Raw genomic sequence first — 12,156 nt, forward strand, 5'->3', positions numbered from 1 at the left:
TGCGGCCGGAATACGCCGGAGGACATCCCGGCCGAGCTCGACGGCCGCCGCCTGGACTCGGCCATGGTCGACCTGGTCACGGAGCCGGGCACGGAGCTCGACCTGGAGTCGCCGCCCACCTCCGGCCTCGAACGCCTGCTGGGCGGCCCGGCCGCCGTGCTCGCGCCCCGGCGGATCCGCCGGCGACCGGCCCTGGCTAGTTCGCCTCACGAATTGTGCGGCGCTTGAATGTAGCATGGCCGAGTGGTTAAAGATGATGATGGCCAGATCGGGGTCGTGGCCGCGCTGGTGCGGTCGACGTTCCTGGTGAATGCCGTGTACGCCGATTCCGCCCGGGAGTACGGCCTCACCTCGCAGCAGGGCCAGCTGCTGTGTGTGCTGATGGCGCGGCCGTACGGGATGAGCGAGCTGGGTGCGACGCTGGGGCTGGCGAAGTCGAGCCTGACCGGCCTGGTGGACCGCACCGAGCGCAACGGCCTGGTCGAGCGCGGACCCGACCCGCAGGACTCGCGTGCGGTGCGGGTCGCGCTCACCCGGCGGGGCAGCGGGCTCGCGGAGGAGTTCTACGTCGAGACCTGCCGGCGCGTCGAGCGGCTGACGACGGAGCTCGCCGCCGCCGAACGCGACACGCTCGCCGGGCTGCTCGGCCGGGTCGTGCTGGACAACAAGGTTCCGGCGGTTTTCCTGGGGCCCGACGGAGGAGCCCTCGCCGATCGCAGGCGCTGAGACCGCCCGCTCTCGGGACGGGAGTTGCAGTTCGTGCCACGAACTAATATTGTTCGTAGCACGAACTGCAACTCTTTCTGTCGGTAAGGGCGTGAAATCATGAGTCGTACGGTCGCGGTCGTCGGCGGAGGTTACGGGGGTTCGGCGCTCGCCAAGGCGCTGGACGCCGAGGCCGACGTCATCCTCATCGACCCCCGGGACGCGTTCATCAACTCGGCGGGGTCACTCCGGGCGCTGACCCAGCCCGACTGGGGAGACAACATGTTCTTCCCCTACGACAGGTGGCTGACGCGGGGCACGGTGATCCGTGACCGCGCGGTCTCGGTGGACCCCGGCGGCGTCATCCTGGCCTCAGGCCGGCGCGTCGAGGCCGACTACCTGGTCCTGGCCACCGGCTCCAGCTACACCTACCCGGCCAAGCCCAACGCCGACTCCACCGGTGAGGTCCTGGACGACCTCCGCCGCACCCACAAGGAACTGGCCGGCGCCGAGCGGGTGCTGATCCTCGGCGCCGGGCCGGTCGGCCTGGAACTGGCCGGGGAGATCAAGGAGGTCTGGCCGCACAAGCACGTGACCATCGTCGACCCGACCGAGCAGCACCTGGCCGACTTCCGGCCGGAGCTGCGCCAGGACCTGTACCGCCAGCTCGACGGACTGGACGTCCGGCTACGGCTGGGCACCGGCCTGGCCGTGCCGCCGCCGGTCGAGCCCGGCCACGCGGACACCTTCACCGTCACCACCACCGACGGGGAGGAGATCACCGCCGACATCTGGTTCCGCGCCTACGGCGGGCGCGTCAACAGCGACTACCTCGCCGACGGCCGCCTCACCCCCCGCACCCCGCAGGGACAGGTCCCCGTCACCGAGACCCTCAACGTCCACGGCTACGACCACGTCTACGCGATCGGCGACATCACCGACGTGGCCGAGGCCAAGATGGCCGGATACGCGATGCAGCACGCCGAGGTGGTGGCGCGCAACATCACCGCCCAGCTGAACGGTGAGCGGCCCACGGCCACCTACCGGCCCCTGCCCCACCCCATGATCCTGCTCCCGCTCGGACCGCGTGGCGGCGTCGGCCAACTGCCCACACCCGACGGCCCGGCCGTCGTCACGGCCGAGACGGTCTCCCAGTACAAGGGCGCCGACCTGTTCACCGGCCGCTTCACCGAACAGTTCGGCACCGCCTGAAGGGCTGGAACACATGGAATACACCCACCTCGGCCGGAGCGGCCTCTCGGTGTCCCGGCTCGTGCTCGGCACCATGAACTTCGGAACGGAAACCTCCGAACAGGACAGTCACACGATCATGGACCGGGCGCACGGGCACGGTATCAACTTCTTCGACACCGCCGACGTGTACGGCGCGAAGCTGGGCGAAGGCGTCACCGAACAGATCATCGGCCGGTGGTTCGCCACGGGCGGCGGCCGGCGCGAGAAGACCGTGCTGGCCACCAAGCTCGCTCTCCCGATGGGCCACTGGCCCAACGACAACATGCTGTCCGCGCTGCACATCCGGCGCGCGTGCGACGCGTCACTCAGACGGCTGCAGACCGACCACATCGACCTGTACCAGATGCACCACATCGACCGGAACACGCCGTGGGAGGAGATCTGGGAGGCGTTCACCGTCCTCCGCCAGCAGGGAAAAGTGCTCTACTTCGGCTCCTCCAACTTCGCCGGCTGGCACATCGCGCAGGCGCAGGAGGCCGCGCGATCGCGGCACTTCCTCGGACTGGTCACCGAACAGTCCATCTACAACCTGATGACCCGCTGGATCGAGCTGGAGGTGCTGCCCGCGGCACGGCACTACGGGCTGGGCGTGATCCCGTGGTCGCCGCTGAACGGCGGAGTGCTCAGCGGCGCCCTGCGCAAGCGTGAGCAGGGCGCCGCCTCCCGCGGCAGCTCGGGACGCGCGGCCAACACGCTCGCCGAACACCGGGAGACCATCGAGGCGTACGAGAAGTTGTGCGCCGACATCGGCGAGGACCCGGCCCACGTCGGACTGGCGTGGCTGCTCGCGCAGGACGGTGTGACCGGGCCGATCATCGGGCCGCGGACGGCCGCGCAGCTCGACGGCTCGCTGCGCGCGCTGGCGATCACGCTCGATGACGGCACGCTGGCCAGGTTGGAGGAGCTGTTCCCGCCGCCCGCGCCGAACGGGGCCAGGCCCGCCCCCGAGGCGTACGCCTGGTGATCAACCCCAGCGCCGGGCGGCCGCACGCCGGCCGTCACGTCCGGCCCGTCGCCGGAGGCACCGTGTCGCGACGCTTCGGCGGACGCAGCGGGCCGAACGGTTGACCAACCCCTTCAGAAGAAAGGCAGACCATTGTCTGTTCAAGAAGTCGTCTTCGGTTTCGGTGCGCACAGCGGCATCGACCAGGCGCCGGAGTTGCTGCACATGGTTCAGCAGGCCGACCGTGACGGGCTCGACCACTTCTCGTTGTCGGACCATCCCTACATCGGCGACCGCCTGGACGCCTACGCCTCCCTCGCGTTCATCCTCGGGCGTACGCAGCGCATCTCCGGCTTCGCCAACGTCACCAACCTGCCGACCCGGCCCGCTCCCATGCTGGCGCGGACGGTGACGTCGCTGTCGGCGCTGTCCGGCGGCCGCATCGTGCTCGGCATGGGTGCAGGGGGACTGTGGGACCGGATCTCCGACATGGGGGTGCCGCGGCTGTCACCGAGCGATGCGGTGGACGCCTTCGAGGAGGCGATCGTCCTGGTCAAGGCGCTGTCGGGGGGTGGTCCGCCGGTCACCTACCAGGGCCGCCACTACCGGGTGGACCAGATCGAGCCGGCTCCGGTGGCCGCGCCTCCCGTGTGGACCGGATCGGTGGGCCGGAAGTCCCTGGCCGCCACCGGCCGCGTGGCCGACGGCTGGATCCCGGGCCACGCGGCGGACTGGCTCAGCGAGCGATACCGGACGTCGCGGCCGGTCATCGACGGAGCGGCGGCCGCCGTAGGCCGCGACCCACGCGAGATCCGCACGGTCTTCAATCTCCCCGGACGCATCACCGACCGGCCGCTGCCCGCCACGCGCGACCACGACGGCCGTTGGATCGGCGGCTCCGTCGACCAGTGGGTCGAGGAACTGACCGGCGCCGTGCTGGAGCACGGCGCGTCGGGCTTCACGCTCTTCTCCTCCGGTCACGGCGCGCCGGACCCCGTCCTCCTCGGCCGGTGGGCCGGCGAGATCGCCCCGGCCGTACGCGGAGCGATCGCGGAGGAGAACGGCTGAACCGCACTCCGGCTCACGCCGAACCGCAATGTATGTGACGCCGCACACGGGTGGCCGGCAGTTGCTCAGAGCCATCCGTGGACCGGCGTCACCTCTTGGCTGAGCCGGCGTGCTGCCCTGAACAGGCCGGACGGGGGACACGCCCGCGCCGGGTGAGCCCGCCTGCGCTGGGTGAACCCCTTTCGTCCAGGTCTGTCGTCGTCAGGGGATGTCATCGCCGAGCGAGCGCAGGATCGCGTCGGGAACCACCAGATCCGCCCGGTCCTTGGTCGTGGCGATCAGGTCGGCGTTCCGCTGGTCGGTCCCCATCACCCATGCCACGGCCGCTTCATGGTCCTTGCCGAACCTCTCATGGCGGGAGACGAGGCGGCGCACCCGCTCGGCGGAGTCGAGGGCGCAGTACCAGACCTCGTGGAGGCAGGGCCGGACGCGTGCCCAGTCGCCCTGGTCGAGAAGCAGGTAGTTCCCCTCGGTGATGACGATCCTGGCGGCCTTGGGCACGGGGATGCTGGCGGCGAGCGGCTGTTCGAGATCGCGCTCGAAGGCGGGCGCGTAGACGACGTCGTCCTCGTTGTCGCGCAGCCGGCGCAGCAGGGCCGCGTAGCCCGCCGCGTCGAAGGTGTCGGGTGCGCCCTTACGGTCGCGCCGTCCGAGCCGGTCGAGCTCGACGTCGGCGAGGTGGAAGCCGTCCATCGGCACGTGTGCCACCCATTCCGCCGAGTGGCCGCGGGGTGCCGCCTGCCGTAGCAGACGCATCAGGTACTCCGCGAGCGTGGACTTGCCGGAACCCGGGCTTCCGGTGATTCCGAGCAGGACTCGTTCATGCCGCGTGGCCAGCGCGCGGGCCCGGTCCGCCAGGTCGTCGAGGGTCATCGAGAGCGGCTCGTGTGGAGTTGGTTGCCGATGAACGCGCGGGCGTGGCGGGCCAGGTCCTCGCCGTCCGACCACAGGTTGCGCCAGATGGCCAGGTCGTTGGAGAGGCCGCGCATCACGACCGCCGAGGAGAAGGACTCGAAGGTGATCGTCCCACTGTATCCGATGTCGCCGAGCGCGTGGAAGAAGGCGGTGAAGTCGAGGTGCCCCGATCCGAGGTAGCCGCGGTGGTTCTCGCCCACGTGGACGTAGCCGAGCCGGTCCCCGACCTCGTGGACCGGCCGTACGAGATCGTCCTCCTCGATGTTCATGTGATACGTGTCGAGATGGATGAGCACGTTGTCCTCTCCGATGTCTTCGGCCAGGCGCAACGCGTCGTGCGCGGTGTTGACGACGTTGGTCTCGTAGCGGTTGCAGATCTCCAGCCCGAGCGTCATGCTCTCGCCCGCGGCCTCCTGGGCCAGGCGGCGCAGCACTGTCACGACGTTGCGGCGTCCTGCGTCGGTGAGCGGCCTGCCGTACTTTCCCAGCGCGCTGTAGAGCGCGCCGGTGAAGTGGGTGCCGCCGAGCGCGCGGGTGATGGCGAGGGAGTCGTGCAGCAGCTTCTCGCCGCGCTCCACCACGGCGAGGTCCTCGCTGGAGACGTCGGCGTCGAAGGCGAGGCCGCGGGAGCAGGCGACGCCCAGGCCCGCCGACCGCAGGGCCTCACGCGCGGCGGCCACGTCGAGGTTCCCCGAGTCGTGCAGGGAGATCTCCAGCAGGTCGAAGCCGGTGGCCTCCGTCTTCTCGACGGCGTAGGCCACCGAGCGGGGGCTGGTGTCGCCGACCCATACCAGCGCGTGCACGCCGATCGGGTTGGTCGCGGTGTCAGTGGGCATCGGAGGACTTCCTTAGGTCTCGTGACGTGGTCAGGTGGCGAGGGCGCCGGTGACGAGGGCGACGATCTCCTCGCCGGTGGTCTCCGCGGTGCGGCGCCCGCCCACGCAGCGGCCCGCACGCATCACCCACACCTGGTGGCTGAGCCGCATGACCTGCGCGAAGTTGTGGCTGATGATGAGCACGGCGTGCCCCTCGTCGCGCAGTCTGACGATGAGTTCCTCGACGCGGGCCGTCTCCTGGACGCCGAGCGCCGCGGTGGGCTCGTCCATGATGACGAGCTTGGAGCTGAAGCCGGTGGCTCGGCAGATGGCGACCGCCTGGCGCTGGCCGCCGGAGAGCCGCCGGACGCGGGATCCCACCGCGGGCACGTTGACCGCCAGTGTCGAGACCATCTCGCGGGAGCGGGCCTGCATGGCGCGCCGGTTGAGGAAGGCGAGGGGACCCAGCCTGCGGACGATCTCGCGGTTGAGGAAGAGGTTCTGCCACACGGTGAGGTCCTCGACGAGCGCGAGGTTCTGGTGGACGGTCTCGATCCCGGCCTCGCGGGCGTCCTCGGGTGAGTGGAAGGCGATCTCCGCGCCGTCGAAGTAGATGTGCCCGCTGTCGGGCCGGTGGACCCCGGAGATGCAGCGCACCAGCGTGGACTTGCCGGCTCCGTTGTCGCCGACGAGGGCGGTGATCTCGCCGGGGCGCAGCGTGAGCGAGACGTCGATGAGCGCCTGGACACTGCCGAAGGCCAGGGAGACGTTCCGGCAGTCCAGGAGCACCTCGCCGGTGGGCGTGCCGGGCGTCGGCCGCTGAGTCATCTGTCCGGTCATTGCTGGAACCTCATGAGGAGTGCGGCCAGCACCACGACGATGCCGACGGCCAAGGGCTGGTAGAACTGCGACACGCCGAGCAGGGTGAGCCCGTTGACCAGCGCGACCAGCAGCAGCGCGCCGAAGAACGGGCCGATGACGGTTCCCCGCCCGCCGAAGAGGCTGACCCCGCCGAGGACCACCGCGGCCACGGAGTTGAGCAGGAAGGCGGTGTTGGCGGCGGGTTCGGCCGCGCCGATCCTGGCGACCAGCAGGATCGCGCTCAGACCGGCGAGCAGGCCGCTGATCAGGTAGACGGCGAGCTTGATGCGCCTGGTGCTGATGCCCATGGCCGTCGCGGACTCCGGCGCCCCTCCGGTGGCGAACAGGTGGGTGCCGAAGCGGGTGTGGAACAGCGCCACGTGCGCCGCCACCGCGACCACCACCGCGATGACGAACGACCAGCCGAAGATCCCGACGCCTCCGGTGGACAGCTTCAGCAACTTCGGATCGATGATCGTCACGGGTTTCCCGTCGGACAGGATCAGGGCGAGTCCCGAGGCGGCCGACAGCATCCCGAGGGTCACGATGAAGTCGGCGATCCTGCCCCAGGCGATGATCAGCCCGTTGAGCGCGCCGGCCGCCCCGGCGCCGAGCACCGCCAGCAGGCACGCCGGCGCCAGGCCGAGGCCGGCCGCGTACGCCTGGCCGAACACGACCGCGCCCAGGGTCATCACCGAGGCGATCGACAGGTCGATGCCCGCGGTGGCGATCACGAAGGTCTGCCCCACCGCGAGGATGATCAGGATCGCGGCGGCGACCAGCATCGAGGAGATGTTGCCCATGCTCAGGAACGTGGGGTTCAGCGCCTGGAAGACGATCACGAGCACGATCAGCCCGACGAGGGCCGCCCATTCGGCCCAGAAGCTCGCGTCCTTCAGCCGCGCGGGCCAGGCCTGCCCTTCGCCGGCCGTCAGTGTGGTGTTTGCCATGCGTGTCACCCCTCGTTCCGCGGGACGGTGTCCGCGGCTACTTGATGAGGTTCTTGATCGGGTCGCTGTAGGCGCCGAACGGCTTCGGCGTGGCCGCCAAGGCCTTGTCGGCGTTGTCCTTGGTGACGACTTCGACCGGGGCCTTCACATGGGAGGGCAGCGTTTTGCCGCTCGTCGCAGCCTGGCACGCCTCGATGCCCATCACGCCGATCACATACGGGTACTGGGCGACGGTGCCGTCCAGGGTGCCCGCCTTGACCGCCTCCAGGGCGTCCTTGATGCCGTCCACGCTGATGACCTTCACCTTGCCGGCCTTGCCGGCGTTGGCCACGGCACGTGCCACGCCCAGCCCCATGTCGTCGTTGGCGACGAAGAAGCCGGCCAGGTCGGGCTGCGCCTGCATCACGTCGGTCGCGGCGGTCAGCGCGGTCTGGCGGTCCCAGTTGGCGGCGACCGTCTGCACGATCTTCAGGTTGGGGCCGATCCCCTGCTGGAAGCCTCCGAGCCTGGCGCCGCTGGTCACGTCGCCCGCGATGCCGCCGACGGACGCGACCTTGCCGCCGGAGGGCAGGAGCTGGGTCATCCGCTGCCCGGCCATCTTGCCGGCCTCGGTGTTGTCGGTGCCGATGTAGGTGGCGAGCTTGACCTCGGCGCTCTTGGCGGCCTGGGGGTCGACCGGGCTGTCGATGTTGACGATGGCCTTGTTCATCGCGGACAGCCTGGCGAGCCCCTGGATGAGGTTCGTGCCCGAGATCGGGTTGACCACGTAGCAGGAGAAGTCCTGGCCGCTGAGGCTGTTCAGCTTGTCCGCCTGGCCGGTCGTGTCGGTGATGGAGTTGGCGGCCTGGACCGTGACGGTGGCCCGGGCCGCGCGGGCCTGATCGTCGATGCCCTGTTTCATCGTCTGGAAGAACGGGTTGTCCAGGCCCTTGATCACTGCGGCGATCCGGGGAGCCGCGGCGGCCCGTTCTCCGGTCGCGGCGGCCGAGCCGGCGGGCAGGCCGGAGCCGTAGGCCCCCAGCACGAGGGCGCCGACGGCGGCGAGCGCGCCGGCTGCCGCCACGCGACGGCGTCTGGCGTTGACGTACATCGGATGCCCCTTTCGGCGTAGATGTCCGAAACGTAACCTCTCTTCTGACGTCCAAAAACCTGTCTTTCGACTTATCTGGTCGAAAGATTCTTGACTTACGCCTAGTTACCGGCATAGCTACAGTGGGGCTATGCGCACCACACCCCTCGCCACGCCGAGGATGGGAGCGAGCAGCGGCGAGATCCTCAGCCTGTTCCGGGACGTCCCCGACGGCCTCACCAAGTCCGACGTGGTGCGTCTTACCGGCCTCTCCCGCACCACGGTCAACCAACGGCTCGAGGGCCTCCTGACCGCCGGGCTGGTGATCCCGGGCCCGGGAGAGGCCAAGACCCGCGGCAGGCCCGCGGGCCAGTTCGTTGTCAACCGCGACCGCGGCGTCCTGCTCGTCGCCGACATCGGTGCCACCGCGCTGCGGACCGCGCTCTGCGACCTGGGCGGGAGGGTGCGGATCGAGCGGGCGACGTGGGCCGACGTCACCGCGGGCCCCGAGACCGTCCTCAGGATCGTCGAGAAGCTCTTCACGGAGATCCTCCACGACGCCGGACAGACCCCCGACGCGGTGCTCGGCGTCGGGCTCGACGTTCCCGGCCCCGTCGACTTCGCCACGGGACGCGTGGTCAGCCCACCGATCATGACCGGCTGGCATGGTTTCGACATCCCCGGATGGTTCAGACCCCAGTACGACTGCCCCGTCCTGGTCGACAAGGACGTCAACGCCATGGCGTACGGCGAGCAGCGCCTGCGCCATCCCGACGTCCCGCACCTCCTCATGGTCAAGATCGGCACCGGGGTGGGCACCGGCCTCATCGCCGACGGGCGGGTGCACCGCGGCGCCGACGGCGCGGCAGGAGACATCGGCCACATCCAGGTCATGGCCGAGGGAGTGGCCGAACCGCCCGTCTGCCGCTGCGGCAACTCCGGCTGCCTGGAGTCCTACGCCGGCGGCTGGGCTCTGGTACGCGACCTGCGGGCGGCGGGCCGTGAGGTCACCACCGTCGACGACGCCGTGCGGCTGATCCGCGGCGGCGACCCCGTCGCGGTACGGCTCGCCCGCCGGGCCGCCCGCATCCTCGGAGGCGCCCTCGCGGACACGGTCAACCTGTTCAACCCCCGCGTCATCGCGATCTGCGGCCAGCTCGCCCACACCGACGAACTCCTCTTCGCCGGCATCCGGGAGATCGTCTACCGGCGGTCCCTCCCGCTGGCGACCCGCAACCTGCAGATCGTCCGCAGCGATCTGGACCCGCGCACGGGCGTTCTCGGGCTCGCGCAACTCCTGGTGGACGGGCTCTACTCCCCCGAACGGGTCCAGGAGCTCATCGACCGCGCCATGGCCCAGTAGTGCTTCCGGACAGACAGGCCACATGATCTGGTCCGGTCCTGACCACCCCCGCATCGCCCTGAGGATCCGCGAATTCCTCGCCGCAGGCTGAGCGCGGCTGCCGCTTCTCGCGTCTCGGGCTGGGGTCAGCCGGTCTGCTGGTGCCAGCGGTGCAGCAGGGCGGGGAGCTCACCAAGCAGGAATCCGTAGAAGGCGTGCATCTGGGTCAGGCGCTGACGGGCGGGATCGTCCTCATCAGTGGCGGCGATCCCGGCGGCCGCAGCCTGGAGCATGGCCTGGATGACGGTGTTCTGGCTGGTGAACAGGGTGGCCCAGGCGTCGTCACGGAGCCGGTAGTGCTCGCGTCGGCTGCCGGGCGATGGCAGGCGTTCGATCAGCCCGACCGTCAGCAGGGATTTGATCGCGCCCGAGACCGAGCCTGCGCTGGCCTCCAGCCGCGTCGCGATCTCGCCGGCGGTGACGCTGTCCTGGTCGGTGAACAGGAAGACCGCCAGGGTGCGCGCGGCCATGCGCTGGAGCCCGCCCTCGATCAACGTCAGGGCCAGCCGTTCCGCCGCCTGCCACTGCTCATGCCGGTCGTCCATGTGTTCGCCTCCTTGAGGAGAAACAGGATACCGAACACCATGACACTTCAGAAATTTCTGAAAAGTCGGTATATTGCTGGCATCGAACCTCTCGCGAGAGGTTCGATGGTGTGCCGGGAAGCCTGGTCGGCGATGTGACATCTCATCAGCCTCGACAGGAAGTTGACCGGCCATGACCCTGCTCAGCCGTTTGTACGGCGTGCGCCCCGCCCTTCGTCACCGGGTGCGCGCCCGGCGGAACGTAGAGATCCCAGCCGCTACCGCTACGACCCCACCGACCCCACCGACCCCACCCCCACGGTCGGTGGCACGCAGGTGGGCCTTTCGGCGGGGGCGAAGGACAACCGCGCCATCGAGGCCAGAGCCGACATGCTCACCTTCACCACCGCGCCTCCGGTCGAAGACGTCGAGGCTGTGGGCCCGGTCCGCGTGCGGTTGCACGCGCGCTCGGCCAACCCGAACGTCGACTACTTCGCCCGGGTGTGCGCGGTGGACGCGCGCTGCCGATCGGTCAACGTGTGCGACGGCATCGTCCGGCTCGCAGCACGAGATCTTCCACGACCACCAGCATCCGTCAGCCCTCTGGTTTCCTCTTACTCCAGGAGCATCGTGAAAGTACTTGTTCTCGGCGGCACCCACCATGTGGGCCGCGCGATCGTCGAGGCCGCGCTGGAGCGCGGCGATGAGGTGAGCACGCTCAACCGCGGCCTCAGCCGCGACCCCGCGCCCGGGGTACGGGCGCTGATCGCCGACCGCACCGACCCCGAGGCTGTCCGCCGGGCGCTGGGCGGCCAGGAATGGGACGCGGTCGTCGACACCTGGGCCTGGGCGCCGCGGGTGGTGCGCGAGGCCGCCCGCCTGCTGTCCGGCCGGGCCGGGCACTACGGATACGTCTCCAGTCGAGGCGTGCACCGCTGGCCCTGGCCTGCGGGCGCCGACGAGCAGGCGCCCCTGGTCGACGGCGACCCCGGCAGCACGGACGACGCCGACTACGCCGCGGCCAAGCGCGGCGGCGAACTCGCCGTCCTGGAATCCTTCCCCGGAGCGGCGCTGCTGGCCAGAGCCGGGATGATCCTGGGCCCGTATGAGGACGTCGGCCGCATCCCGTGGTGGCTGCGCCGTCTGGAGAAGGGCGGCCGGGTCCTGGCCCCCGCACCGGCCGAGACGCCCCTGCAGTACCTGGACGTCCGGGACCTGGCCGCCTGGATGCTTTCCTCCGCTGAACGCGGCCTGAGCGGCGCCTTCACCGTGACCGGGCCGCCGGGCGCGATCACCCTCGGCGACCTGCTCACCACGGCGCTGGACGTCACCGGCTTCGACACCGAACTGGTGTGGGCCCAGCCGGAGCTGCTGCTACGGCACGGCCTGCCGCTCGGCATGGAGCTCGGGCTACGCATGCCCGACGGCAGCGCGCCGAGCGGCATGCACGACGCCGACGTCAGCGCCGCCCTGGCCGAAGGGCTCACCACGCGCCCGCTGCGTGAGACCCTCGCCGACACCTGGGCCTGGCTGCAGGCCGAAGGCGACCCGGCGCCCCGCACGGACGCGCCCTCCCCCGACACCTGGCTGGATGCCGCCGCGGAACAGCGGCTGCTCGACCAGCTCTCCCACTAAGGAACTCGACGACTT

Annotated in this window: 12 protein-coding genes; 6 read left to right on the forward strand and 6 right to left on the reverse strand. The window is 70.2% G+C overall.

The genetic code is table 11. The annotated features are described in order from the left end of the window. Positions 1-243 precede the first annotated feature (243 nt). The 4 genes from J2S55_RS44120 to J2S55_RS44135 all read left to right on the forward strand — a co-directional run bounded on the left by J2S55_RS44120 (position 244) and on the right by J2S55_RS44135 (position 3,970). Positions 244-726, forward strand: coding sequence for a MarR family winged helix-turn-helix transcriptional regulator (locus J2S55_RS44120; protein WP_306873815.1), 483 nt, complete (start codon positions 244-246; stop codon positions 724-726). 99 nt (positions 727-825) lie between these two features. Continuing rightward, entirely contained in the window at positions 826-1,917 is a 1,092-nt protein-coding gene (locus J2S55_RS44125; RefSeq protein WP_306873818.1) for an NAD(P)/FAD-dependent oxidoreductase, read from the forward strand. A gap of 13 nt (positions 1,918-1,930) precedes the next feature. Beyond that, entirely contained in the window at positions 1,931-2,923 is a 993-nt protein-coding gene (locus J2S55_RS44130; protein WP_306873821.1) for an aldo/keto reductase, read from the forward strand. 132 nt (positions 2,924-3,055) lie between these two features. Next, positions 3,056-3,970 carry an LLM class flavin-dependent oxidoreductase gene (locus J2S55_RS44135; protein ID WP_306873823.1) on the forward strand — a complete coding sequence of 305 codons (915 nt, stop codon included), beginning with the start codon at positions 3,056-3,058 and terminating at the stop codon, positions 3,968-3,970. 201 nt (positions 3,971-4,171) lie between these two features. On the opposite strand, the gene J2S55_RS44140 is transcribed toward J2S55_RS44135, so the two are convergent. Genes J2S55_RS44140 through J2S55_RS44160 form a run of 5 tightly spaced genes read right to left on the reverse strand, consistent with a single transcriptional unit; the run spans position 4,172 to position 8,601 of the window. After that, a complete protein-coding gene (locus J2S55_RS44140) occupies positions 4,172-4,843 on the reverse strand; it encodes a nucleoside/nucleotide kinase family protein (RefSeq protein ID WP_306873826.1) in 672 nt (223 codons plus the stop codon). Beyond that, entirely contained in the window at positions 4,840-5,721 is an 882-nt protein-coding gene (locus tag J2S55_RS44145; protein ID WP_306873829.1) for a sugar phosphate isomerase/epimerase family protein, read from the reverse strand. Before J2S55_RS44145 ends, J2S55_RS44140 begins: the two co-directional genes overlap by 4 nt. Before the next feature lie 30 nt (positions 5,722-5,751). Next, positions 5,752-6,528, reverse strand: a complete 777-nt coding sequence (locus J2S55_RS44150; RefSeq protein WP_306873831.1) for an ATP-binding cassette domain-containing protein — start codon at positions 6,526-6,528, stop codon at positions 5,752-5,754. 8 nt (positions 6,529-6,536) lie between these two features. Beyond that, entirely contained in the window at positions 6,537-7,511 is a 975-nt protein-coding gene (locus J2S55_RS44155) for an ABC transporter permease (protein WP_306873834.1), read from the reverse strand. Between the two features lie 37 nt (positions 7,512-7,548). After that, complete coding sequence (locus J2S55_RS44160) at positions 7,549-8,601, reverse strand: sugar ABC transporter substrate-binding protein (RefSeq protein WP_306873835.1); 1,053 nt, start codon at positions 8,599-8,601, stop codon at positions 7,549-7,551. 130 nt (positions 8,602-8,731) lie between these two features. Here J2S55_RS44160 and J2S55_RS44165 point away from each other — a divergent pair, with 130 nt between their 5' ends. Beyond that, on the forward strand, positions 8,732-9,943 hold the full coding sequence (locus tag J2S55_RS44165; protein ID WP_306873837.1) for an ROK family transcriptional regulator: 1,212 nt from the start codon (positions 8,732-8,734) through the stop codon (positions 9,941-9,943). Positions 9,944-10,068: 125 nt separating this feature from the next. Here J2S55_RS44165 and J2S55_RS44170 read toward each other — a convergent pair whose 3' ends face one another. Further along, positions 10,069-10,527 carry a GbsR/MarR family transcriptional regulator gene (locus tag J2S55_RS44170; RefSeq protein ID WP_306873839.1) on the reverse strand — a complete coding sequence of 153 codons (459 nt, stop codon included), beginning with the start codon at positions 10,525-10,527 and terminating at the stop codon, positions 10,069-10,071. 162 nt (positions 10,528-10,689) lie between these two features. On the opposite strand from J2S55_RS44170, the gene J2S55_RS44175 reads away from it, so the two are divergent. Next, complete coding sequence (locus J2S55_RS44175) at positions 10,690-12,141, forward strand: CocE/NonD family hydrolase C-terminal non-catalytic domain-containing protein (protein WP_306873841.1); 1,452 nt, start codon at positions 10,690-10,692, stop codon at positions 12,139-12,141. Positions 12,142-12,156: the final 15 nt, after the last annotated feature.

The organism is Streptosporangium brasiliense (assembly GCF_030811595.1).
GTDB classification, from domain to species: Bacteria; Actinomycetota; Actinomycetes; order Streptosporangiales; family Streptosporangiaceae; genus Streptosporangium; species Streptosporangium brasiliense.

What these genes read in the sequence shown, in the direction of transcription:
- J2S55_RS44125 (WP_306873818.1), top strand. Translation starts at nt 826, where the DNA reads ATGAGTCGTACGGTCGCGGTCGTCGGCGGAGGTTACGGGGGTTCGGCG.
- J2S55_RS44130 (WP_306873821.1), top strand. Translation starts at nt 1,931, where the DNA reads ATGGAATACACCCACCTCGGCCGGAGCGGCCTCTCGGTGTCCCGGCTC.
- J2S55_RS44140 (WP_306873826.1), bottom strand. Translation starts at nt 4,843, where the DNA reads ATGACCCTCGACGACCTGGCGGACCGGGCCCGCGCGCTGGCCACGCGG.
- J2S55_RS44145 (WP_306873829.1), bottom strand. Translation starts at nt 5,721, where the DNA reads ATGCCCACTGACACCGCGACCAACCCGATCGGCGTGCACGCGCTGGTA.
- J2S55_RS44150 (WP_306873831.1), bottom strand. Translation starts at nt 6,528, where the DNA reads ATGACTCAGCGGCCGACGCCCGGCACGCCCACCGGCGAGGTGCTCCTG.
- J2S55_RS44155 (WP_306873834.1), bottom strand. Translation starts at nt 7,511, where the DNA reads ATGGCAAACACCACACTGACGGCCGGCGAAGGGCAGGCCTGGCCCGCG.
- J2S55_RS44160 (WP_306873835.1), bottom strand. Translation starts at nt 8,601, where the DNA reads ATGTACGTCAACGCCAGACGCCGTCGCGTGGCGGCAGCCGGCGCGCTC.
- J2S55_RS44165 (WP_306873837.1), top strand. Translation starts at nt 8,732, where the DNA reads ATGCGCACCACACCCCTCGCCACGCCGAGGATGGGAGCGAGCAGCGGC.
- J2S55_RS44170 (WP_306873839.1), bottom strand. Translation starts at nt 10,527, where the DNA reads ATGGACGACCGGCATGAGCAGTGGCAGGCGGCGGAACGGCTGGCCCTG.